This window comes from Adlercreutzia wanghongyangiae, from assembly GCF_035989245.1.
Classification (GTDB): domain Bacteria; phylum Actinomycetota; class Coriobacteriia; order Coriobacteriales; family Eggerthellaceae; genus Adlercreutzia; species Adlercreutzia wanghongyangiae.
Window position 1 is genome coordinate 1 of the sequence record NZ_JAYMFF010000010.1, and the last position, 23896, is coordinate 23896.

The window sequence follows — 23896 nt, forward strand, 5'->3', positions numbered from 1 at the left end:
GCAAACGGGGTTCCTTTTCGCTAAACGTATCCGTCAGAATGCCCGAAAACAAGGCTCATAACACGCCGAGGCTAATCGGGAAGGCGCCAGAGCGGATCGGGAGGGGGGCGGCGTTCGCCGCCCCCCTCCCGATCCGCCGATTGGCTAGGAGCGAGCTATGGGCGGCCGGGATTGCCCACGAAGCCGCCGTGGCCGCGCACCGGAGAGGGACACAAGCGCGATCATGGCGGCCATGAGGAGAAGACCCGTCCAGTCGGCGGCGGAGAACGGCGTCTGCAGCCAGAGCGCCGCGATGACCATGGCGCCGGCGGGCTCGGCCACGCCGAGCAGGCTGCCCTTGACCGAGCCCACAAGCGACACGCCGTAGAGGAACAGGCCGAAGGCGGTGAACGTGCCGAGCACGCCCACACCGCCGACGAGGACGATCCAGCCGACCGCATCGAGCTGCGGGATAAGGGCGCCGCCCGTGCCGAAGATGTCGGCGAGCAGGGCCGGGATACCCGCCGCCTGAGCGGGACTGCCGGAGCCGGAGCCGATGGCGCCGGCTCCGGTGGCGGGAACGGGGTCGACGCTGGTGGCGAACAGGGCCACGATACCCTCGCCTGCCAGCCAAACCATCAGAGCGACCACGCCTCCGATGACCATGCCGCAGGCGATGATGGCCAGGCGGTCCCAGTGATCGTAGAGCCGCTGGGGCACCATGATGTAGAGCGCCTCAGAAAGCGCGTTGACAATGCCCCACACCAGGCCGGCTACGGGCAGCACGATAACGTCCCAATCGCCCTGAGTGGCGATGAGCGCTGCTGCGACCAATGCACAAACGAGGCCGGCGAAATCAGTCAAGCGCGGCAGGTGGCGCGCCCTCATGCATGTAAAGAGCATGACGAACACGGTGCACGTGGCCTGTAGCACCGTGGCCGTGCCGGCATTGGTAAGGGCCACGGACACGGCATAGGTGATCTGGGACAGGTAGAGCCCCACGCCGAACAGGACAAGCGTCGGCCTTACCGCGGCGCTGCCCACCAGCGACAGCAGCGCCTCGCGTCGGGTCGCCAGCGCGAAGGTGGCAAACAGTACGGCCGCCACCACGGCGCGCACAGCCGAGATGAAAGCGGAGCTGATGTCGTAGCTCTCGGCGAGAAATTGAATGCACGCGCCCGAGAAGCCCCACAGCGTCGCCCCCGCGAGCGCGAAGACGACGCCGCGCCAGAAATGTCCCGATGCGCCCATAAGGGCAACCCTCCTCTGAACTTAGCTACCTACCCTGCCCCCGCTATCATAGGCCAGGCACGGGAGCTTGTCACCATGGGCGCCCGCCTGGTTGCCCCCACCCCACAGGAGCCCTACCTCTTTTCCTGACACCGACGACCCCGGGAAGGAAGCGGGACGCCGTCGCGGGCAGCGGTCGACCCCGGCGCCTGGCTGCAGCTGCCTAGCACTTGGCAGCACCTGCCCAGCGCTTAGCCACAGCTGTCCCAGGCTCGGCGGTACAGGTGACCGTCCGAAAAAAGTTACTCCCCCTGGCGCTTGGCGGCGCGGGCAGCGCGCTTGGCGGCCAGGCGGTCGCGGGCCGCGTCGCCCTTGGCGAGGTTGCTCGCACGGCGCTCGCCGCGGGCCGTGGAGCGCGTGGCGACAGCGGGGGCGGATGCAGAGTTGCTGGGCGACGTCGAACCCCGGGTGGCCTGAAGGCCGCCCCTACGAGGGTTTGCGAGAGCGCGCTTAGACGAAGCGGATGCGCTGGCGGGTGCTGTGCCGCCGCCCGCACCGACTGCCTCCGTCGCGCGCGGCTTCGGGGCAGCTTCGGCCGCATCTGCGCCATCGACCGGCGCGCCCCCGGCGGACGGCGCACCCCCGGCCGACGGCGCGGCCTCGGCGGCCTCCCTGTCGCCCTCTTCGGCGCGGTCGTCGCCGGTGAGCTCGGACAAAAAGCCCGCGATGGGGCCCATGAGATTGTCCTGCTCCTCCAGGTTGAAGTAGCGCAGCGGCAGCGCCAGCTTGCGCTTGTCGGGATTGTAGCGGCCGCCGGCGCGGCGCAGCGGCTTCATCTTGGCGTCGGGCACATCGATGGGTTCCACCACCAGACGTCCCGCCACCACCGAGATCAGCTTGATGCCGTGCTCGTTGGCGAAGGCCTTCAGGTGCGCCCGCGCGAACAGGTTCGCCGCGGCCGGCGGCATCTTAGGCGCCTTCGCCTCCATCTCCTCGCGCAGGGCCGCCACCGCGTCCACCGTGGCCGCCGCGGCCAGCTTGCGGTACCACAGCACGCGCGCGTCGGCGTCGGGGATGTACTCCTCGGGCAGGTAGGCATGGCCCGGGATGTTCACGGTGATGTCCGACAACGCCGGGGGCAGCTCACCTGTGGCCTCGCCCTTCTCGCGCGTGTCGTTCACCGCCTGGGACAGCATCTGGGCGAACAGGTCGAAGCCCACGGCCGACATGTTGCCCGACTGCTCGGCGCCCAGCATGCTGCCCGCGCCGCGAATCTCCAAGTCGCGCATGGCGATGCGCATGCCGCTGCCCAGGTCCTGGTGTTCGTTGATGGCCGTCAGGCGCGCGGCGGCCTCCTCGGTCAAGGGCACGTTCTCGGGAAACATGAAGTAGGCGAAGGCCTGCACCGACGAGCGGCCCACGCGGCCCTTCAGCTGGTACATCTGCGCGAGGCCCAAGCGCTGGGCATCCTCGATAATGAGCGTGTTGGTGTGCGGGTTGTCGATGCCGCTCTCGATGATGGTGGTGGCCACGAGCACGTCCAGCTCGCCGGCGGCGAACTCCTCCATCACGCGCTCCAGCTCCTCTTTGGTCATCTGCCCGTGGGCCACCCCCACCCGCGCCTCGCCGGCCGCGGCGTGCACGCGGTCCACCGCCTCGTCGATGGAGCGCACGCGGTTGCTCACGTAGTACACCTGACCGCCGCGCGCCAGCTCGTAGCGGATGGCAGCCGACACCACATCGGGGTCCCACTCCCCCACGTGCACCTCCACCGGGCGCCGCTCGTCGGGCGGCGTGAGAATGAGCGACATGTCGCGCACGCCCGACAGCGACATCTGCATGGTGCGCGGGATGGGCGTGGCCGACAGCGTCAGCACGTCGATGGACTCGCGCAGGTTCTTCAGCTGCTCCTTGTGCTGCACGCCGAAGCGCTGCTCCTCGTCGATGATGACGAGCCCCAGATCGTGCGGGTTCACATCGCGCGACAGCAGACGGTGGGTGCCCACGAGCACCTGCACGTCGCCCGACGCGAAGCCCTCAAGGGCCCGCGCCTGCTGCTCGTTCGTGCGGAAGCGCGAGAGCACCTCCACGGTCACGCCGAAGGGCTCGAAACGGTCCTTGAAGGAGGTGTAGTGCTGCTGGGCCAGAATGGTGGTGGGGCACAGCACCATCACCTGCTTGCCGTCCTGGGTGGCCTTGAACGCGGCGCGCAGGGCCACCTCGGTCTTGCCGAAGCCCACGTCTCCGCAGATGAGGCGGTCCATGGGCCGAGCCGATTCCATATCGGCCTTCACGTCGGCGATGGCGGCCAGCTGGTCGCGGGTCTCCTGGTAGGGGAAGGCCTCCTCCATCTCGCGCTGCCAGGGGGTGTCGGGGCTGAAGCGGAAGCCCTGGGTGGCCGCCCGGCGCGCGTACACGTCCACCAGGTCGAAGGCGAGTTTCTTGGTGGCCTTGCGGGCACGCGCGAGCGCCCGGGACCAGTCGCTCGTGTTCAGGCGCGTGAGGCGGGGGCTCGCGCCTTCCGGCCCCACGTAGCGCGTGACGCGGTCGAGCTGCTCCACGGGCACGAAGAGCTTGTCGCCCTCGGCGTATTCCAGCTGCAGGTAGTCGCGCTCGGTGCCGTCCACCTCGCGGCGCACCAGATCGCGGAAAAACGCGATGCCGTGGGCGGCGTGCACCACGTAGTCGCCGGGCTTAAAGGGGAAGGTGACCTCGGTGACGTCCACCGACACGCGCGCCGCGCGGCTGGCGGCCCGCGAGCCCTGGGTGTCGGCCGCGCTCACGAGGGCCAGATGCGCCTTGGGTATGATCATGCCGAGCGGGATGTCGTTGTCCACGATGTTCACCACGCCCCGCCGCAGGCGCCGCTTGGCCGCCTTTTCCTCATAATCGTTTTCATCGACACGCTGGTCGGACAACGTCAGCGAGGGACTCTGAGGCGTCGGCTCATTCGTCGTTGCGTCAGCATCGACGATGGATATGGGAATGCCGTGGTCCACGAAAGCGTGGCGCATGGTCTCCCGCGCGCGGTAGTTCGGGGCGCTGAACACCACCGTGTAGCGGTCGGTCGTCAGGCTCTTCAACTTCCCGAATATCTTGTCGGGCACGCCGGCCACGTCCACGCGTTTCACCGGCAGCTCGTCGTCTATCTCGCCGCCCACCCGCATGATGGACACGTAGGTGGCACGCGCCTCGCCGCCGAAGTCCATGGCCGCCGGGGCCGCGTACAGGCCCGCCAGCGCGATGTTCGTGCCTCGGGCGCGCTCGGACAAGTCCTCGGCCGCATGGGCCGCGTCATCGAAGAGCGAGCGCGGCTCGATGAGCGCGGTAAGTGTGCCGGCCCCCGCGTAGGCGCCCAGCGTCACCGGCTGCTTGTACAGGTAGGGCAGAATCACATCGGCCCCCTCGAAGATAAGGCCGCCCTCCATCTTCTCCAGCACGTCGCGCAGAGCCGGATTCGTGAGCGCCGGCTTCTCCAGGGCGCGTCGCGCATCGGCCAGCGCCCGGGGCGAGGTGGGAAACTCCGAGACCGGGTATATCTCCACCGCCGGCAGCGAGGAGATGGTCTGCCCCGTGGCCGGCACGATGCGGCGGATCTCCTCCAGCTCGTCGCCGAAGAAGTCGAGGCGCACCGGGAAGTCCAGGCTGCCGGGGAACACGTCCAGCGTGCCGCCGCGGTGCGCGAAGGTGCCCGGGCCGTCCAGCTCGCCGGTGTCGACGTAGCCGGCCGCCGCGAGCGCCCGAGGCAGATCGTCCAGCTCCGCCACGCCGGGGATGCCCATGTCCTCCAGCTCGGTACCGGCGGAAAGCGAAAGCGGGCGCGCCGCCATGGCCGCCGGGGGCGCCATAAGGCGCAGAAGCGCCCGGGCGCTCGCCACCACCACGACGGGGCGGCCCGACTGGAGCGCCCAGGCCGCCTCCATGCGCCGCGCGATCACGCGGGCGTCGGGCTTTCTGGGCGCGAAGGGAACATCGGCGCGCTCGGGAAAGCGCAGCACGCGCTCCTCCCCCAAGAAAGCCGCCACCTGGCGGGCGAAGGCCACCGCCGCGTCCTCGCCAGCCACCACCACGAGCGTGGCCTGGGGCGCATGGGCGAACCGCGCCGCCACGAGGAAGGGCCGCGCCGAGGCCGCCACGCCCAGCGTGGCGTCGGCACCCGCGTCGAGCTTTCCCCAGAACGCGTCTAAGCAGCCCGACTTTTCCAGCGTGAAGGCAAGCGAATCGATGAGCACGGCGAACTCTTTTCATTCGAGGGCAAACGTCGAAAGCCGCCCGAGGGGGGCGGCGGGCGCCGAAAAATGCGCCGCGCCCAGTGTAGCGCACCGCAAGGGCGCCCGCATCGCCTCGGCCCCCAACGGTAGCAAAGAAGTCAACCGGCCGTACCCGCTCGGCCGTCGCAGGAACGCGCGAGTCCGACAGCGACGCCTGACCGCCCAAAACAAGCGACGGCAGGAGCCAGGGAAAGCGCGCCGAGGCTTTTTCCGATTATTTCCGCCATGCGGTCACATCCGGCACGCGCCTGCCGTCTAATGGTCATCAGCAGAACGCCCTGAGGAGAAGAGGCTATGGAACGAAACGCACTCACCGACCGACAACGTCGCAATCTGGTGAAACGCGCCCAGCGGGGCGACGGTGCCGCCTTCGGCGCGCTAGTGCGTGACTGCTCGGACACCCTGTACCGTGTGTGCCTGGGCGCGACGGGCGGGCGCGAGGCAGATGCGGCCGAAGCAGTGCAGAATGCGCTCGCAGCGGCATGGAAGGGCTTGGAATCGCTCAGAGAGCCGCGCTATTTCAAAACCTGGCTCACCCGCATCTGCCTGAACGAGTGCGTCGACATCATGCGCCACCGCAGCGCGGCAATCCCTTTAGACGCGCAAGCCGAGAGCCTGCCCGACCTCGCACCTCATCCGGCAGCGGCCCTGGAAGCCGACACCGGCTTTCGCGAGCTCGTGCAGGCGGCAGGCGCCGACAACGGAGCCGCCATCGCCCTCTACTACGGCGAGGGCTACCGCACCGATGAGATCGCCGAGATCCTGGGCATATCGCCTGCGGCGGTGCGCCAACGCCTCTCACGCGGTCGACGGGCCATCGCAAAAGCCTTGGCCGCGGAAGAACCCGAGGCCGCCGCGCCGCAACCGGCGTCCCGACCCCGGGGCGAGCAACCCGACCTCGCCGCCGACGCCCGGGCGCCGGGCGCGGACCTTGAGCATGCCCCACTCTCCCGACACTCCATCTCGTAAGCGAGGTTCCCATGAACGAGAAACGCCTTGACGATCTCATTGCCTCCCGCGCTGCCGCCAGCCGCCCCAGCGCCTCCTTCGAGGCAGCCATCGACCACGCGCTCGGCGCTGTGGAAAACGCCTCCGACCAAACCTGTCGCGGCGATAGCGGCAATCGCCGCTGGACATGCCGCCCCCGCCGCAGGACAGCAGGCGGGCGCCGAGTCCCCGCCGGGCTGCCCCGGGCCGCGGCCGTGGCAGTCGCCGTCGCCGTGGGGGTGGGCGGATCGGCCTGGGCCGCGGAAAAGCTCGGCTTCACCCTGCAGCAGACCGACGCCAACCAAATGCAGGTGAGCCCTCGCATGCCCGAGGAGGACAATCTCTCCGCAGATGCCCAGACCATCGACGAGTACGAGCTGACGTTCTCCTACATTCCCGCAAGCTTGCCCGACCACCTCGTGGGCACGGACTCCGGCGGCTTCAGCAACAACGACGGCTTCGAGGGCTGGTCGCAGTTCGCCCCCTCCATCGAGTACTACACCTACTATCTGGACACAACCGAGCCCGCAGTCTTCTCGTCCGTCGAGAACGGCGAGGCCATCGAGGTGGCCGGCCACGAGGCAGTGCTCATGGAATTCGACTACGGCATGAGGTATGCCCAACGCAGCACGCAGACGCGCCTCTACGTCGCCTTCCCCGACGAGCGGCGGGTGGTGCACCTGCAAACGAGCAACGCGGAGCTGGCCGACGAGCTCGTGCCCATCGCCGAGGGCATGAGCCTTAAACCCACGGGCTGCACCGTACCCCTCGAGTTTCAGATTACCTGGAGCCAAGCCGTCGAGAACGCGCGCATCGATGCCGAGGATGCCGCCACGCGAGCACGGGACGGCGGCATCGACGACGCCTTCGGCGCCCTCTGCGGCATCACGCTGACCGACGAGCAGATGGGTCCGCTCCGCACCGTTGGCGAGACCTTCCCGCTGCCCGGCAACGAGGCGATCGCCATTACCGTCGAGTCCGTCAAATTTCACGACGACGGCTCCCTCGTCGACCGCGAGCAGATGCCCGCCAGCTGGCGCAGTCTCATCGACAAGGACGGCTCCCTCGCCGAGGGCACCCTCGCCTACGTCAGCTACGGTAACGGGCAAAGCGACACCGATACCGTAGTGAAAGAGGAGGCCATTCCGCTGAAACTCGTGGAAGTCTCGGTGTCGCTGGCCAACGAAAGCACCGAGACCCAGGACGACATCCGCTGCATGCTCTCCCTCGAAAGTGCCATGCACGAGAATGGTACCTGGACGCGATACCAGCGCGTGGACGAGTGCCCCGAGGCCGACGAGGCGCAATGCAATCTCGGTGTGGGAACGGGTCTTGCCGACTACGTCGAGCGCCTTGACGACGGCAGCATCGGGCGCATGGACCGACGCCTGGGTTCCTTGGATCCCGGCGAGACGAGAGAGGTGCGCTACCTGTGGCTTGTGCTTGCCGACGAGACCGACAAGCTCCTGCTGGATATCGACATTGACGGCATGGGCAACTACGCCGACGGCACTTTCGGCCAGCGGCTGGTGGACATCCGCGCATCGTAACGAATCGGGACTGCCCCAGAGAATTCTCAGAGAGCTTCGATGTGCCCTGTGCGACAATGGAAGACATCTCGGGTACGGAGGGGAGACCCCTCGCCGCAGACCTCTGAGCGCCCCGCTGCGAACGCGGCCCTTGGGAAGCAGATTCCACTTCAGCAGCAGCGATGCAGGGATAGTGCCGACTTGCGTGCGTCATCCCCTCTGCTTCCGTCGCCGCGTTCGCGGCGGGACAAGCACGAAGCGGGCTGCGGCGAGGGGCCTCCCCTCCGAACCTCGCGGACCCCACTTTCCGCAAGCAAAACGCCCCGCGCCCAACGGCGCGTAAACAACAAGGAGCAGCCATGGCACGGGAATCTCTCGCGAGCAAGAAGGAGCGCGCGGCCGCCATCGAGGAGCGCATGTTCGCCCACTACGGGCCCGGCGAGGCGTCGCTGGACTACACGACCCCCTTCGAACTGACCGTGGCCGTGGTGCTGTCGGCCCAGTGCACCGATGCCGCCGTGAACAAGACCACCCCGGCGCTGTTTGCGGCCTACCCCACCCCGGCGGCCCTCGCGGCGGCCTCTCCCGACGAGGTGGCGGAAATCATCCGCTCGCTCGGGTTCTTCCGCTCCAAGGCGAGAAACCTCGTGGCGCTGGCCCAGATGGTGGTGGCCGACTTCGGCGGCGAGATCCCGGCCGACGTGGACGCGCTGCAGAAGCTGCCCGGCGTGGGCCGCAAGACGGCGAACTGCGTGATGTGCGAGGCCTTCAAAGACCCCCAGGGCATCGCCGTGGACACCCACGTGTTCCGCATCGCGCACCGCCTGAAGCTGGCCGGGCCCTCAGCCGACACGCCGCAGAAGGTGGAGGACATCCTGCTGAAGGTGTACCCGCGGCCCCAGTGGCTGTTCATCAACCACCAGTGGGTGCACTTCGGCCGCGAGTTCTGCCGCGCCCGCAACCCCCGCTGCGCCGACTGCATCGTGGGCGATCTGTGCCCCACCCGCGGTCTTTGGGCCTAGAACCTCGTTCCAATGCGGAAACAGCTTAAGATTTCGTAAGGTCTGTCACATTGCGCGAAGGCGCTCGCATCTAAAGGGCGAACGGAATATCTTGTTGTCCGAGAGATGAAAGCGAGGGCTCTCATGACCTCAGAATCACCGCACGGCGCGGCCGTAAAGCGCCTGGTGCGACGCGCCCAGCGAGGCGACGCCGGTGCCTTCGAATCGCTGGCGCGCTCCTGCGGCACCACGCTGTACCGCGTGGCCGCCAGCTGCCTGGGCAACCAGGAGGCCGACGTGGCCGACGCCATTCAGGAAACGCTGGTGGCCGCATGGCGCAACATCGGCTCGCTGGAGCAGCCACGCTACTTCAAGACCTGGCTCATCCGCATCTGCATCAACGCCTGCCGTCAGGTGCAGCGGCGTCGTCGCGCCACCGTTCCCCTCGACAGCGTGGGCGAGGAGCGCCTGGATGCGTCGCTGCGCGCCGCCGGCCGCGTGGACGAGACCACCCGGGCGGCAGCCGCAGCCGAGGCCAATGCCGCATTCGGCCGGCTGGTGGACGCCGCCGGAGAGGCCTACGCCCTGGTGATCACCTTGTACTACGGAGAAGGCTACAGCACCGCCGAAATCGCCGAGCTGCTGTCCATGAGCCCCGAGGCGGTGCGCCAGCGCCTTTTCCGCGGCCGTGCGCGCATCAAGCGGGCGCTGGCCGAGAATCCCGCCTTGGCGCACCCCGTCGACCACGAGGGGCCCGCGCGCGCCGTCGGCCACCCCAGCCGGCCGCGGGCACCCGATGGCGAGGGACTCATGCAAGCCACCGCCCCCGCCTGATCCGCTTTCTCCGAGGAGACTCCCATGAACGATCACGAACTCGATTGCGCCATCCGCGCTACTTTGGACGGCGCCCGCCCCTCTTCCGGCGCCTGCGCGGCCATGGACGCCGCCTTCGCCGCCATCGCGCAGGATGCCGCCAGCAGCGCGCCGTCCTCGCGCCAGGGCCGCCGCCTTCCCCTTACAGCCAAGCCGTGGGCCCGGGCTGCCGCCGTGGCCTGCGCCGTGTGCCTGGGCGCGGGGGGCACCGCCTACGCTGCCGACGCGTTGGGCCTCATCTCGCTTAAGCCGAGCGCCCCCTATCAAGTAATGCTGGGCATCGCCGACGATACGGCCGAAAACGGAACCGAACCCGTGCCCGATACCGTGGACCACTACCGCCTGAAGCTGGCCTACGAGCCGGCCGGCCTCACCCGCGACCCCGACAGAACCGCGGCAGGAGCGCCGTCCGACGGGCGCTGCGCCGACTTCTACTCCGACGATTTCCTGCAGTCGCTGAGGGTGAGCGTGCTGTACCACGACACCGACGAGGCGTTCCCGGTATCCTACGTGGCCGCCAGCGAGACCGTGGACGTGAACGGCCGCGCATCGGCGCTGATCACCAACGGCTACGGGCCCGACAACCGCTACCTGCAGCTGTTTATCCCCTTCCCCGACGAGCATCGCGTGGTGGTGGTGGGCGCCACGGCCAGCCTGCGCGACGAGATGCTGGCCGTGGCCCGGGGCATCTCGCTGGAGCCGGCGGGCACAGTGGGCCGCACTCACCTGTGGCTGCTCAGCGATTTCCTGGCCCCGGCCCTATCGGAAGGCGACGCCGCCGACACGGCGAGCCTGCGGGCATCCCACGACCAGATGGCGCACCTGCACCAGGTGGGCGATGCGTTCGCGCTGCCCAACGACGATGCCGCACTGTTCGACCGCGACGATGAGAGCACGCTTGAGGCGCGGGTGACCGACGTGAAGGTGGCCGACAACCTGAGCACGCTCGCTTGCGACGAGATGATCCCCGACGAATGGCGCGCCGTGGCGGATGGCGGCGGCACCCTGGGCAGCACCGAGATATCCTTCCGCACGTACGGTGACGGCGTGAACAGCCTTGACGAGGTAGTGGCCACGCGATCGGTGCCCATGGCCCTCGTGCAGGTGAGCATCGACTACACCAATACGGGCGACGCAGCGCTGGACGACGTGCTCTTCTTCGCCGGTCTGTTGTCGGCCACCGAGGGACCCGGCGGCTGGCAGGTGTTCGACCGGGCGAGCCAAGTACCCGGATCCGACGAGGCCGTCCTCGGCACGACCCTGGGCACGGGCGAGATGTACTACTACGATGTGAACGGCAGAAAGGCCACCGACGACCCCGACGCCCCGAACTACATCGCGCACTTGGAACCAGGCGAGACGGCAACGGTGTCCGTCGCGTGGCTCGTGCCCCGCGACGAGCTGGAGCAGCTGCTGCTCACGCTGAGCAGCTCCGGGTACTGCTTCGACGAGGAGGCCCTGCAACTGGGTTACGTGGACATTCGTCAGTAAAGCGCCCTTGAGTGGAGCCTTTCGGGCGCTCACCCTAGATACCCTCCGAAAGGGGCGGCTTGAGCCGCCCCTTTCGTGCAGGCGATCGCAGCTGAGAGGGCGGGCTGAAGCCCGCCCCTACGGGTATTCTCGTCGTGGCGGTTCTGAGGGCGTTCTTGGCGCGACGGTTCCGCGGGCGGGCTGAAGCCCGCCCCTACGGGGTGCTTCGGCGCGACTGCTCTGCGGGCTGAAGGGCGCCTCTACGGCGTTGCGGGCTTCTTCCGCAGAGGGAAGCCGCGATGGTGCAGCTCGGCGGCTACGGTTTCCACGAGCAGGGGCAGCGCGGCCTCGCATTCCGGGGTGAGCCCCACGCAGAACTCGGAGGGCGACGGGTTGCCCACCTGCATGCCCAGGCAGAAGCCCTCGGCCTCATAGCCCATAAGCGCAGCGGCGTCGAAGAGGTCGACGAGCTTCAGATCGTGCAGCGAGGCCTCGGGGCCGGAATGGCGCGCCATGGCGTCGGGCTCGAAGCGGTACACCGTGCCCGGCGCGTCGCCCGTGCCGTCCACGGCGTCCACCGTGAGAATGAGATCGCACCGTTCCACATAGCCAAGCATATCCAGGGCCATGCAGCCCACATCCAGCAGCTGCACGTTGTCGGGCACCTCGTAGGTCTCAAGCAGCGCGTCCAAGGCCGCCGGGGCCACGCCATCGTCCAACATGAGACGGTTGCCCACGAAGAACACCGCCGCTGTGCGCGGGGCGCCCTCGGCGCGATCGGCCGTCATTGCAGGGTTCCTGCCGCTTCGGCGGCCTCCAAGGCCGGGCGGAAATCGATGTTGTACCAGGTGGCCAGGACCACCACGATCACAGCCACCACGGCTCCGACCACGGCCCACGCCCGCTGGCGGCGCAGATAGCGCTCGCGGCTTTCCCCGTGCGCCTCGGCCCGATGGGCCGCAAAGGGCTGCGACACGATGGCGAACACCAGGGTGGCCCCCAGAAGCCCCCCGGTCATGACCACGGCCAGCGCCACCGAAAGCACCGTGGGCTCGTGCGCCGCCGCATAGATCACGTTGTCGACGAACAGCCACGCCACAAAGAACAAAAACGCTGCCCACATGCCATGGGCCGGCCCCCACACCGGAGCCAGGAACAAGGCCCCCAGGTTCACCCGGGGAAGCCCCTTCAGGAACTTTTCCTCAGCTGCTATCTGCTCGTCAGTCAGCGTGGACGCCATGGCACTCCTTCGTACGCGGTGTTTCCCCCACTGTAGCGAAACCGCCCGCGAAACGGCGACGGCACCGGCCCATCCGTCGGCCAAACGCCCCAGCAATCGCCCGGCAGCCGTCGCGTGTCTACCCCACCAGCTTCGAAGACTCCACCTCTTCCACGTACCACTCCATGAACTTCGCCAAGGGCTTGCGCAACACCAGGCCCAGCAGGGCCGCCGGAATGAGGAACAGCGCCAGCTGGCCCATCTGCAGCCAGAACTCGGCCCCGGCGCCTCCCATCATGGCGGTGCGCATGGCATTCACCACGTGGGTGGCCGGCAGCCAGGGGCTTAGGGCCTGCACGAACCCGGGCAGCAGCTGCAAGGGGAACGAGCCGCCACAGCCGGTCACCTGGATGATCAGCAGCAGAACGGCAATGGCCTTCCCCAAGTTCGCGAAGGCCACCACCAGGGCGTAGATGATGAAGGTGAACACGAGCCCGGCGCCCCAGAAACAGACGAGGAATTCGACCACGTTGGCCACCTGCACCTGCAAGAAGAACAGGTTGCCCAGGGCCATCACCGTGGTCTGGGCCAGTGATATGGCCGCCATCACCCCGAAGCGCCCGAAGAACACCTGGCGCGGCTTCGCGTTGCCGATGCCCGCTGCGGCCAGCTCGGCCGCCGAGGGCCGCGGGCGGATAACCACCAGGATGAGCAACGAGCCAATGAACAGGGCCAAGGTGGTGTACAGCGGGGCCATGGCGCTGCCGAAGTTTTCCACCGGATACACCGCCACACGATCGAGCGCCACCGGGGCCGCCAGGGCCTTCGACAGCACCGAGGCATCGGCGCCCAGCACATCGCGCAGCGCGCCGCGATCACCCGTGGCCAGGGCCGCGTCGATATCCACGGCCATGGCGCGCAGATCCTTCGACACCTCGTGCAGCTTGTCGGTAGTGGCGGTGATCTTCGCGGCGGTATCGCCCATCACCTGCGATGCGGAATCGGCCGACGAGGCCAGGTCGGCCCCTACGCCCGACAAGTTCCCCGTGATGGCGCCCATGGACTCGGCCATGGCGCGCGCATCGTCGGCCAGAGCCGCCAGGCCCGGCTTCACGTTGGCGTCGTAGTCGGACTTCAGCGACTGGATGGACTGCCGCGCCTCGGCAGCCTGGGCCTTGGCCGCGTCGCGCTCGGCCGACACGTCCCCGCTGCCCGCCTCCAGCTTGTCGGCGGCGCCGCGCAGGCTGGCAGCCATGGCGTCGGTTTGGGCAGCCACGGCGTTCAGGCGGCTGACCACGGCCAGGGCCTGGGGCCGCACGCTCTCGGGCAGGCTGGGCGCCAGGGCCTGCAGCGACGAGGCCGCGTCGCGGTACAGCGCCCCCTGCTTGTCCAGGGTGGTGGCGTGGTTGCGCAAATCGCCCACCGCGCCAGCCATATCGCGGGAGGCGGCATCGAACAGGCGGTCGATGGACGAGGACACGGCGTCGAAGCCGGCGGCGCTTTCGGCCAGGGCCGACGACAGCGCGTCGCCGGAATCGCGCAGCGCGTCCACGGTGCCGGGCACCGCGTCGGTGCGCGTCGTGGCCGCCGACAGCGTGGTATCCACCGCACCGGCAGCCGAAGTGGCCAGGGCCGACGAATCCTGGGCCAGGTTCTGGCACGCCTGGGCCAGCGAGCAGTACAGTGTGAGCACCGAGGCCGCATCGTCCACCGCGTCGGCCATCTCGCGCACATGGTCGGCCACCTGCGCGATGCGCCCGTCCCAGTCCTCGTCCTCGGCAAACGACGACACCGATTCCGCCAGCGACAGCGACACCTCCGACAACGTTTCGGCGAACACGGCGTTCACCTGGTACGACACCGAATCGGCACCCTTATCGGTAATCTTGGGCGCAATGGCGCTCTTCTTCTCGTTGGTGTAGTAGATGATATCGGCATGCTGCACGTTGGCGGTATAGAAGGTGAGCATGTCGCGGCTGAAGCTGGGCGGGATGACCACGGCAGCGTAGTAGCGCCCCGAGCGCGCGCCGTCGATGGCGTCCTCCTCGTCGGTGAACACCCAGTCGATCTGGTCGTTGGCCCGCAGCGCGCTGACCACCTGGTCGCCCACGTTCACGCGAAGGGGCACCAGATCGCTCTTGTAGCCCTCGTCGGTGTTGGCCACCGCCACCTTCAGGCTGCCGGTGTTGTCGAACACGTTCCAGCACGCGATGATGTTGTACCACGCGAACAGCGAGGGCACGATCACCAGGCCCACGGCGATGATGATGGACATGACATTGGCGGAAAGCCGCTTCAGGTCGGCGCGAAACAGGCGCATCACGTTACTCATCGCCCTCACCCCCCTTCGCCGCCGGCGCAGGCCCTGCAGGATCGTCGGGCGCGGGCCCCGGCGAGGGCCGGTCTGATGCAGGCGCTGCCGTTGCCGCCGGGCCCTCCGTGGCGTCCAAGTCGGCCGCCCGCCGCACGGCCGCCGAGGCGTCGTACAGTCCGATCAGGCTCTCATCCGAAAGGCTTCCCAGCTTCATCTGCCGCTCGAAGCTGAAGCGCAGGCTCTCGATGACCACCAGCGCCACGAAGATGAGCACCGTCCACAGAAGCCACGCCGTCAGCAGCCACACCTTCTCGGCCGGCGTGAGCGCGAACACCACGGCCAGCAGCACCGGCACCACGATACCGCTGATCAGCGCGGCCTTCATCAAACGCGGGTACCAATGCGAGAAGCGCGCGTAGCGCCGCCCGATCTCGGCATCGTAGCCGCCCTTGTCGGAAAGCGCCCGCAAGATCTGGGAAATGCGGTAGGGACGCACGGGAATGTCCACATCCTCGCCGTTGAACAGACCCCCTTCCCGCACCTGGCGCGCCACCATGCGGTTCACGTTCGCCATCAGGGGACGCAACAGCAAGCCGGCAGCCATGAACAGGGCGAAGAACAGGCCCAACACCAGCAGGTCGGTGGCATACTGGTTGCCGTAGAAGCCGCAGATAGCCTCGCGCATGGCCCCGATGCCGTAGGTGAAGGGGAAAAACGGGTACAGCGCCTGGAAGAAGCCCGAGGTCATCTCGATGGGGTACAGTCCCGTGGCCCCGGGAATCTGGGCGAATACCAAGATGATGCAAATGCCCTTGCCGATATGCTGCAAGGTGACCGAGAAGGCGTAGATAATGGCCAGATAGGCCAGCGACGCGCAGGCCGCCGCCACGAACAGCGCCGGCGCGCTGACCGCCTGCACCCCGATGGCCAGCACGCCCGCGCAGCACACGAGCGCCTGCACCACGGCCATCGCGGCCAGGAACAGGAAGCGCGCCCAGTAGCGCTGGGCCAAGGTGAGGCCCGGCACGCCTTCGCCGTCCACCTCCTGTCGCATGATGACCAGCAGCATGAAGGCGCCGATCCAGAAGGTGAGGTTCATGAACAGGGGCGCCATGGCGCTACCGTAGGCGTTCAGCGGATACAGCGACTCGGTGACCACCTCGGTGGGCGACGCCATGAAGCTGGCGATGCGGTCGGCGTCCAGGCCCTCCTCGCCCACCAGCCGCGCCAGGGCGTCGGACGCGCCGAAGGCCACCACGTCGCTGTACACCACGCCCAACTCCGACTCCAGGCTGGCGAACAACTTGTCGGTCTCATTCACGGTGGTCTGGGCCGTCTGCATGGTGGCATCCAGCTGATTCACCACCAGCGTCGTCTGCTGCACCAGCATGCGCTGGGTGGCCAGAGCCTCCTGCAGCGCGTCGGACGTCTCGGCCAGCGCATCAAGCGCGCTGTTCACCGCCGGGATAGTGGTGCCGAACAGGCCCGTGGAATAGGAGCTCATGCTGCTGGAGGCCTGTTGCACCGCCGTGTTCAGCGACGAGGTGGCATCCTGCAGGGCCTGAGCGGTGTCCTGAGTGCGCGTGTTCAGGCCCTCCAGGTCGCCCAAGGTCTGCTCGGCTGCATCCGACCGGGCGTCCAGGTTCTTGGCCAGGGCCTCCAGCGACGCGCGCTCGGTGCTGCCGGCGGGCAGGCCGGCCGCGCTCTGACGCAGCGCCTCGGCCACCGCGCGGCTCTCAGTCACAGCCGCCCGCCCCTGGGCCAGTGCCGACTGGATGCCGCCCTGGGCCTGGCCCAGCGAGCCGGTCAGCTTGGCCGCCGCGCCATCGGCCGCCGAGGCCGCCGTGGTAGCCGCGCCCAGGGCCTTGGTCACCGCCGGCATGGCGAAGGCCGAGAAGTCGGACAGGGTCTTCTGCATGGCCGCTGATGTCTCGCCTAGCTCGCCCAGGCTGGCATCGGCCTCGTCGATGCCCGTGCTTGCCCGCGAAAGCGCATCGCGGGCGCCGTCGATCTTGTCGTGGGCCTCCGTGACCGAAGTCTTGATGCCCACCAGGGTGGTACGGGCCTCCCCCACCGTGGCGGCGGCATCGGCGATCTTCTGCGCCGCCCGCGACTGGCTCTCGCCGGCCTGGGCCCGCGTGTCGTCGACAGCCGCATCGATGGCCTTCACGGCCACGTCGGTCACCGTGGACACGAAAGTGGAGTTGATGGTCTCATCCAAGGTAGTGGCGCCCGTGTCGGTGATCTTGGGGGCCACCGGCCCGGCCTTCTCGTTCACGTAGTACTGCAACTTGGGCTGGGTGAACTCGCCGGTGGTGATGGTCAGCAGATCGGCGGTGAAGCGCGACGGTATGACGAAGGCGGCGTAGGCAGTGCCCGCGTTCAGCTGGTCCATGGCCTCGTCATAGGTGGTGAACTCCCAGTCCAGCTGATGGTTGTCGTGCAACTGGTCGACGATCTTGTCGCCCACGTTCAACGAGCCGGTCAATTCCGAGCTGCCGCCCGCGTCCTGGTTCACCACGCACACACGCAGGTTCCCCGTGTTGTCGTAGGGGTTCCAGAAACCGATGACGTTGTACCACGTGTACACCGATGGCAACAGCAGCAGCGCCACAACGACCACCAAAGCCGGGGGCGTATGCACCAGGCGCAGCACGTCGCGTTTGAGAATCTTCAGCACATTCCGCACGGAAACGGGTCCTTTCCGCATAGCTTACCCAGTATGAACAGTATCGCTCATCATAGCGCAACCCCGGCAGGCGCGCTCGCCCTTGTTGACGGAACGGAATCATCGGTCAAGCAGCGGCCAAATCGCGGACGCCTGCTGCCCGGTTTCTCCGCCCAAAGCTGGTCGCATGCGGAAATGGCAGCTCTCGATGGTCAAAAGAAAGAGGATTTATAAGCGCTTTTCGCTTTTCCCAATGGATTCTGGCCATAAAACGCGAGATGTCTATGGTTCCACAAAGATCAGGCGCTCAAATCGCTCATTTTCCGACCCTAATTGAGGAGAATCTCGGAAAACGGAGGGCAATTCATGCTTGCGAGCATATAAATCAAGATGTTTTTGGCCAAATAAGGCAAATTGGATTGCAATTCCCATATAAATCTATCGTTTTGTGGCCATGGAGCGAGGCGACGCATGGCGAAGGGGCGGCCCGGACGAGCGGGGCGACGCATGGCGGAGGGGCGGCCCGGACGAGCAGGGCGACGCATGGCGAAGGGGCTGCGCCGGACGAGCGAGGCAGCATACGGCGATGGCGCTGTACCGAATGAACGAAGGGGCGGCCTCCGAAGAAGCCGCCCCTTGGTCGCATTAGCTCGCGCAACCCCTAGTGCACGTCGTGGTCCTCGCCCACGATGTTGTGCAGATCGGGATCGTACACCAGGCCGCCGTGCTCCTTGCGCAGGAACATCAGCTTGGTGGGCTCGAAGCCCTCTACGTTGGCCAGGTAGATGTGGATGAACATGAAGCAAATGAACACGTACATCATGAAGTAGTGGATGATGCGCATGGACATGAGCCCGCCCACCAGGTTCGTCGTCGCGGCGAACACCGGCACGTTCATGGTCACGCCCCACAGGCACAGACCGGTCCAGAACATGATCACGATCAGGATCGGGATCAGCAGGTAGCTGATCTTCTGCGGCACGCCCAGCTTGGCGCCCAGCGGATGGTCCTTCTTCAGGAACAGGTAGTAGGTGATCCAGGCGCCGGCCTGATGGCGGTTATCCTTCTGCGGCATCCAGGTCTTGATGTCGGTGACCTGCTGACGGGTACCGGCCGTGGGGGCCGACTTCACGAAGAACGCCATCACCACGCGCACGACGCAGTTGATGAACAGCACGAAGCCGAACAGCAGGTGCGCGCCGCGGGCGATGCCCATCAGGTACGGCAGGAACGGGAAGTGAATGAGGAAGCCCGACAGGATGAGCACCACCATGGCAACGAGGTTGATCCAGTGGGTGATCACGAACGGAAGCGGATGGGCCTCCTTGTAGTGTGCGAGATGGGCCATCTTACTTCACCCCCCAAGGGCTGGTCACGGTTTCGAAGCTCTTGCCCGTGGCGCGATCGGTCACATGCACGGCGCAGGCGGTGCAGGGGTCGAAGCTGTGCACGGTGCGCAGAGCGTTGATGGGCATCTCGATGTCGGCCACCGGAACGCCGATGAGCGCCTGCTCCAGCGGGCCATGCTCGCCCGCGGAGTTGATGGGAGCCAGGTTCCACGTGGACGGGATGATGATCTGGTAGCCCTCGATCTTGCCGTCGACCACCTTCTCGGAGTGGTACAGGGCGCCACGCGGGGCCTCCCAGAAGCCGCTGCCTTCGCCGGTGATGCGCTCGGGAGCACGGAAGTACTCGGAGTCGCCGCCCTTGATGGCCTCGGCCAGCTCGTTCACCCACTCCACCATCAGGTCGGCCACGTACATGGTCTCGATCTGACGGATGGCGGTACGGCCCAGGGTGGACTGGAAGGCGGACAGGTCGCCCGGCTTCGCGCCCAGGATGGCCAGCACCGCGTCGACGTTCTCCTTGATGAAGGGCACGCCGCGCACGTAGGCCGCGAAGATACGGGACATGGAGCCCGCCTCCATCGGCTTGCCGTCGTAGGTGGGGCACTTCACCCAGGTGTAGCGGTCGTCCACGTTGTAGTCGGTGTAGGCCGGGTCGGTGGTGAAGTAGGGCGAGGTGTAGGTGTCGTCGCCCTGGTACCAAGAGTGACCCATGTACTCCTGGATCTTGCTCTCCTCCACATCGGACACGTCGAAGTTCTCGTTCAGCACGCCCATGGGCAGGTAGCGGTTCTTCATCTGCTCGATGTAGTCGTCGCCGTAGGGCCAGCCGTTGCCCTCGAACACGCCCCAGGCGATGTAGCGGCCGCAGCCCTTGCCGAAGGTCAGCGCCTCGGCGTAGGGGCCGGCCAGCGCCACGGTGTCGGCGAGCACGGTGTCGTTCACCCAGTCGCGCACCTCGGTGGCCATGGCCAGAAGGTCGTCCAGCTTGCTCTCGGTGGGCACCCACATGTTGCCGCCGGGGATGGAGGTCATCACGTGGGGCATCTTGCCGCCGAGCAGCGCCGCCATCTCGGAGGCGCGGGCCTGCATCTTCAGAGCCTCCAGGTAGTGGGAGGTGAGGATCAGGTCGAGCTCGGGGGTGAGCTTGTAGGCCTCGCCGCCATCGGCGCCGAACCAGTTGCCCGAGAAGATGGACAGCTGGCCGTTGGCCGCGAAGGCGCCCAGCTTGTCGTACAGCTGGTTCAGGTCGGAGTGCAGCGCCAGGCCGTTCTCCAGAGCCACCGCATAGGCCTCGTCCACATTGGCGTTCAGGGCGTTCAGCGGGTTCACGTAGTCCAGAGCCGCCAGGTTGTACAGCCACAGGATATGGCTGTGCAGGAACTGCGCGCCCTCAAGCAGGTTGCGCACGATACGGGCGTTGTTGGAAATGGTGATGCCGTAGGCCTTGTCGCCGGCGATGGACGACGCGTGGGCATGGGACACCGGGCATACGCCGCAGATGCGCTCGACGATCTGGGCCGCGTCCTCGGGGGTGCGGTCCTGCACCACCAGCTCCATGCCGCGGAAGCAACCGCCGGACACCCAGGCATCCTGCACCACGCCGTTGTCGACTTCCATCTCGACGCGGAGATGGCCCTCGATACGGGTAATCGGATCAATAACAGAACGTGTCAAGTCAGCTCACCTCCTTCTAGTTCTTCTTACGGGGATCGGCGTTCTTGTGGACGAGCTCCTCATCGAGAACCGGACCGCCGGACACCGGATCGGCGTAGGTGCCGATCTCCTGCTCGGGATGCTTGGCGTCCCACTTGCGGATCTTCTCGAAGGGCGCGCCGCCGTCCATGCGGCCGGACATCTTCATGCCGAAGCCGTGCACCACCAGGCAGGCGGCCAGAATGCCGGTGACGGCGACCGCGATGGTGGTGGGCTGGAACTCGAAGTCACCGATGCGCAGGTCGCGCATGCGCTTGTAGAAGGGCGTGTTCACTTCCACCCAGTTGTCGCCCGGGTTGCCCGGATTGGCCTCGCAGCAGCCGATGCAGGGGGCACCGGACTGCACGCACCAGCTGCGGCGGTTGTTCCACAGGGTGACACCGCAAATAGAGCGGGTCTGCGGACCGCGGCAGCCCACGGGGTACAGGCAGTAGCCCAGGGCCTCTTCCTCGCTGCCGAACTCGTAGACGAACTCGCCGTTCTCGAAGTGGCCGCGACGCTCGCAGTTGTCGTGGATGGTCTGGTTGAACAGGTCGCCCGGCATGTTGAAGTCGTTCAGACGGTTCAGCAGCAGATCCATGTCCTTCATGACCACGACGTCCACCAGCACCGACATGACCCACTCGGGGTTCACCGGGCAGCCCGGCACGTTCACCACGGGGGTGGTCACGCCGACCTTCTCCAGGTACTGCTGAACGCCCAGGGCCTGGGCCGGGTTCGGATGAGCGGCCATCCAGCCGCCGTTCACCGCGCAGGAACCCACGGCCACCACGGCGTTGGCGGACTCGGCCGCCTCCACCAGGGCCGTGATGCCCGTCTCGCCGGCCACGCGCAGGGCGTTGCCGTCGAAGGCCTCCAGCACCGCACCCTCGTAAATGAGAATGTAGTTGCCGGCCGCGATGGTCTGGGCCTTGGCCTCCTCCACGGAGTGCCCCGCGGCAGCCGACAGCGTCTCCGAGTAGTTCAGGGAGATCAAGTCGAGCACCACGGAAGCTACGTCGGGAGTCTCCACCTGAGCGAAGGACTCGGTGCATCCCGTGCAGGACGCGCCCTCGATCCAGATGACCGGATAAAGGTTGCCCGACGTCGCGCCGATAACAGTGTCCTCAACCGCTTGCGCCACACGCGGGATGGCCAGCGGGGAAAGACCCGCGGCCGCGGCGATGCCGGCGCACAGCTTCATGAAGCTGCGGCGGGACACGCCACGCGAGGCCAAGATGTTGTCGAACTCTGACATCGTTGCCTGATTTTCCATGCGTACACCTCCTCAAGGTGTCCTCGTCACTCTTACATGCTCCGCTAGGTTATCCTTATTCCCGTCACAATTGCTCCATGGAATGCGGATAGATGCGAAAACAATCTACCAACGGCCTCAAAATGTTACGCACGAGGGTGCGGGTAACAAAATGGCACGCCGTCAACAGGGGCGACGCGAATGCGAGGCATCCGACCAGCACGTTCGCACCGCCAGGCGGCCGGGTACTCCCCTACGATCTGGGGCAACGCCTTTTGAGTTTCCCGCCGGGCCCCAGCCCCTATTCCACAGGATAGCTGCCGAGCACCTTCACCTCGCGCAGCTTCATGCGCAGGCAGTCGAGGGCCGTCTGCACGTCGATGTCGTGGATGGAGCCGTCCAGTTCCACGAAGAACATGTAGTCGCCCAACTGCTTTTTGGTCGGGCGCGACTGCAGCATGGTCAGGTTGATGCCGGCGTAGGTGAACTCCGACAAAATCATCTGCAGGGCACCGGGTTTGTCGGCCCGCAAAAACAGCGCCAGCGAGGTCTTATGACGCGCACCCGTAATGAGTTCGGCATCGCTCAAGCGTCCCACCAGGGCGAACGCCGTCTGGTTCTCGGGATTGTCCTGGATGCCGCGACGCAGCACCCGCGCACCGTGCAGCTCGGCGGCCAAGGCGTTCGAGATGCCGGCGCACGTGGGATCGGCCGCCGCCATGCGCGCGCTTTCCGCTGTGGAGGACACGGCCAGCGTGGAGCGACCGGGCAGCTCGGTGGCCAGGAACCGGCGGCACTGGGCGATGCCCTGGGGATGCGAGGCCACACGCGCAATGGCGTCCAGCGTCGCATCGGGATGCGCCACCAGGCAGTGGCTCACGTTGATGACCTCCTCGGCCAGGATGACCGCGTCGGTGCGGAAGGCGAAGTTGTCGAGCGTGGCCGTGACCGGGCCCTCCAGCGAGTTTTCCTTCCCCACCACGCCGAAGCGGGTGACGCCGCCGTCTACGCAATCGAACACCTCGTCGAAGGAGGTGCACTCCACCAGCTGCGGCTCGTCGATACCGAGACGCGCTGCGAAACGCAGGGCGGCTTCGTTGGAGTAGGTGCCAGCCGGGCCGAGGAAGGCGATGGAGTTGTCGTAGCTCATGGGGCGCCAATCTGTCGCAGGAAACATGCCGCTGCCCATGATAAACGTTTTCACCACATCAGACGACCTCGAGCCCTGACCATCCGACTGGCGCCTCGGGCGAATGGCGACAGCAACGCGAGTTGGGAACGGCATTAAGAAGTGAGGTGCTCGAGGAGGATCTTCGCGCCCAGGAGGATGAGGACGAGGCCGCCGGCGATGGTGGCGGGTTTCTCGAAACGGGCGCCGAACTGGTTGCCGATGGCCACGCCCGCAAACGACAGGGCAAAGGTGGTCACGCCGATAATGGCGACGGCCAACCAGATGTTCACACCGAGGAAGGCGAAGGTAATGCCCACGGCCAGGGCATCGATGCTGGTGGCGACGGCCATCATGGTGAGTTCGCGGTAATCGAGCGGCGGCGCAACGGTGCCAGCCGCCACAGGATCGTCGCAGGCGGGGGTGTTGCGCTTGGGGCAGGAAGCGCAGTCGCGGCCGCAGGCGCATGAGCCCGCACCGTCCTCGCGGAAGGCGTCCCAGAGCATCTTGCCGCCGATAAACGCCAGAAGCCCGAAGGCGATCCAATGGTCCACCGCCTTGATAGAACTGGAGAACAGGCTGCCGGCCGCCCAACCCACCAGGGGCATCAAAGCCTGGAAGCCGCCGAAAAAAAGGGCGATCACCAAAGCCTGCCCCCATTGGACGCGGCGCATGCCGAGACCTTTGCACACCGCCACGGCAAAGGCATCCATGGAAAGCCCTGCCCCGGTGAGGATCAGCTCGATGATGCCCACGAACAACTCCTTTCGGCCATCAAAAAAGCGCCGACTTCGCGCCGACGCTGAGGCGGTGCGGCGCCAAGGGCGGCACCGCACGTCTTACCATTGAGGATCGTATCAGCCCTTGCGGGCAGTCTGTTGGTGCGGCCAC

General features: G+C 66.9%; 16 protein-coding genes. 5 read left to right on the top strand and 11 right to left on the bottom strand.

Translation table 11 applies throughout. The annotated features are described in order from the left end of the window. Positions 1-144: 144 nt before the first annotated feature. Both VIN30_RS06200 and mfd read right to left on the bottom strand, forming a co-directional pair. Positions 145-1230: a DMT family transporter gene (locus VIN30_RS06200; protein WP_338210107.1), complete on the bottom strand. Its 1086-nt coding sequence runs from the start codon at positions 1228-1230 to the stop codon at positions 145-147. Between the two features lie 281 nt (positions 1231-1511). After that, a complete protein-coding gene (gene mfd, locus VIN30_RS06205; RefSeq protein ID WP_338210109.1) occupies positions 1512-5441 on the bottom strand; it encodes a transcription-repair coupling factor in 3930 nt (1309 codons plus the stop codon). A 333-nt stretch (positions 5442-5774) separates the two neighbouring features. On the opposite strand from mfd, the gene VIN30_RS06210 reads away from it, so the two are divergent. The 5 genes from VIN30_RS06210 to VIN30_RS06230 all read left to right on the top strand — a co-directional run bounded on the left by VIN30_RS06210 (position 5775) and on the right by VIN30_RS06230 (position 11361). Beyond that, positions 5775-6449, top strand: coding sequence for an RNA polymerase sigma factor (locus VIN30_RS06210; RefSeq protein ID WP_326424213.1), 675 nt, complete (start codon positions 5775-5777; stop codon positions 6447-6449). A gap of 11 nt (positions 6450-6460) precedes the next feature. Next, the gene (locus VIN30_RS06215) at positions 6461-8017 is read left to right on the top strand and encodes a hypothetical protein (RefSeq protein WP_326424212.1); all 1557 of its coding nucleotides are present in this window, start codon (positions 6461-6463) and stop codon (positions 8015-8017) included. A gap of 338 nt (positions 8018-8355) precedes the next feature. Continuing rightward, positions 8356-9018, top strand: coding sequence for an endonuclease III (gene nth / locus VIN30_RS06220; protein WP_326424211.1), 663 nt, complete (start codon positions 8356-8358; stop codon positions 9016-9018). A 123-nt stretch (positions 9019-9141) separates the two neighbouring features. Continuing rightward, the gene (locus VIN30_RS06225) at positions 9142-9831 is read left to right on the top strand and encodes an RNA polymerase sigma factor (RefSeq protein ID WP_326424210.1); all 690 of its coding nucleotides are present in this window, start codon (positions 9142-9144) and stop codon (positions 9829-9831) included. Positions 9832-9855: 24 nt separating this feature from the next. Beyond that, a complete protein-coding gene (locus tag VIN30_RS06230; protein WP_338210114.1) occupies positions 9856-11361 on the top strand; it encodes a hypothetical protein in 1506 nt (501 codons plus the stop codon). Positions 11362-11600: 239 nt separating this feature from the next. Here VIN30_RS06230 and VIN30_RS06235 read toward each other — a convergent pair whose 3' ends face one another. The 9 genes from VIN30_RS06235 to VIN30_RS06275 form a co-directional block, all read right to left on the bottom strand. Beyond that, a complete protein-coding gene (locus tag VIN30_RS06235) occupies positions 11601-12128 on the bottom strand; it encodes a hydrogenase maturation protease (RefSeq protein ID WP_326424208.1) in 528 nt (175 codons plus the stop codon). Next, positions 12125-12580, bottom strand: coding sequence for a viscotoxin-A3 (locus tag VIN30_RS06240; RefSeq protein ID WP_338210116.1), 456 nt, complete (start codon positions 12578-12580; stop codon positions 12125-12127). Before VIN30_RS06240 ends, VIN30_RS06235 begins: the two co-directional genes overlap by 4 nt. A 118-nt stretch (positions 12581-12698) precedes the next feature. After that, positions 12699-14891 carry a YhgE/Pip domain-containing protein gene (locus VIN30_RS06245; RefSeq protein ID WP_338210118.1) on the bottom strand — a complete coding sequence of 731 codons (2193 nt, stop codon included), beginning with the start codon at positions 14889-14891 and terminating at the stop codon, positions 12699-12701. Next, positions 14884-17562 (bottom strand): YhgE/Pip family protein, encoded by a 2679-nt coding sequence (locus VIN30_RS06250; RefSeq protein ID WP_338210120.1) that lies wholly within the window; start codon positions 17560-17562, stop codon positions 14884-14886. The genes VIN30_RS06245 and VIN30_RS06250 overlap by 8 nt, the downstream gene beginning before the upstream one ends. Before the next feature lie 640 nt (positions 17563-18202). Then, complete coding sequence (locus VIN30_RS06255) at positions 18203-18889, bottom strand: cytochrome b/b6 domain-containing protein (protein WP_338210122.1); 687 nt, start codon at positions 18887-18889, stop codon at positions 18203-18205. 1 nt (position 18890) lies between these two features. Beyond that, positions 18891-20564 (bottom strand): nickel-dependent hydrogenase large subunit, encoded by a 1674-nt coding sequence (locus tag VIN30_RS06260; RefSeq protein ID WP_338210124.1) that lies wholly within the window; start codon positions 20562-20564, stop codon positions 18891-18893. A 16-nt stretch (positions 20565-20580) separates the two neighbouring features. Next, the gene (locus VIN30_RS06265; RefSeq protein WP_326424202.1) at positions 20581-21858 is read right to left on the bottom strand and encodes a hydrogenase small subunit; all 1278 of its coding nucleotides are present in this window, start codon (positions 21856-21858) and stop codon (positions 20581-20583) included. Positions 21859-22138: 280 nt separating this feature from the next. Continuing rightward, positions 22139-23044: a prephenate dehydratase gene (gene pheA, locus VIN30_RS06270; protein WP_338210127.1), complete on the bottom strand. Its 906-nt coding sequence runs from the start codon at positions 23042-23044 to the stop codon at positions 22139-22141. A 77-nt stretch (positions 23045-23121) separates the two neighbouring features. Continuing rightward, complete coding sequence (locus tag VIN30_RS06275) at positions 23122-23760, bottom strand: manganese efflux pump MntP (protein WP_338210129.1); 639 nt, start codon at positions 23758-23760, stop codon at positions 23122-23124. Positions 23761-23896 lie beyond the last annotated feature (136 nt).

Bases quoted from the DNA above. Each gene is read 5' to 3' on its own strand.
- VIN30_RS06200 (WP_338210107.1), bottom strand. From the start codon at position 1,230: ATGGGCGCATCGGGACATTTCTGGCGCGGCGTCGTCTTCGCGCTCGCG.
- VIN30_RS06210 (WP_326424213.1), top strand. From the start codon at position 5,775: ATGGAACGAAACGCACTCACCGACCGACAACGTCGCAATCTGGTGAAA.
- VIN30_RS06215 (WP_326424212.1), top strand. From the start codon at position 6,461: ATGAACGAGAAACGCCTTGACGATCTCATTGCCTCCCGCGCTGCCGCC.
- nth (WP_326424211.1), top strand. From the start codon at position 8,356: ATGGCACGGGAATCTCTCGCGAGCAAGAAGGAGCGCGCGGCCGCCATC.
- VIN30_RS06225 (WP_326424210.1), top strand. From the start codon at position 9,142: ATGACCTCAGAATCACCGCACGGCGCGGCCGTAAAGCGCCTGGTGCGA.
- VIN30_RS06230 (WP_338210114.1), top strand. From the start codon at position 9,856: ATGAACGATCACGAACTCGATTGCGCCATCCGCGCTACTTTGGACGGC.
- VIN30_RS06235 (WP_326424208.1), bottom strand. From the start codon at position 12,128: ATGACGGCCGATCGCGCCGAGGGCGCCCCGCGCACAGCGGCGGTGTTC.
- VIN30_RS06240 (WP_338210116.1), bottom strand. From the start codon at position 12,580: ATGGCGTCCACGCTGACTGACGAGCAGATAGCAGCTGAGGAAAAGTTC.
- VIN30_RS06245 (WP_338210118.1), bottom strand. From the start codon at position 14,891: ATGAGTAACGTGATGCGCCTGTTTCGCGCCGACCTGAAGCGGCTTTCC.
- VIN30_RS06255 (WP_338210122.1), bottom strand. From the start codon at position 18,889: ATGGCCCATCTCGCACACTACAAGGAGGCCCATCCGCTTCCGTTCGTG.
- VIN30_RS06265 (WP_326424202.1), bottom strand. From the start codon at position 21,858: ATGGAAAATCAGGCAACGATGTCAGAGTTCGACAACATCTTGGCCTCG.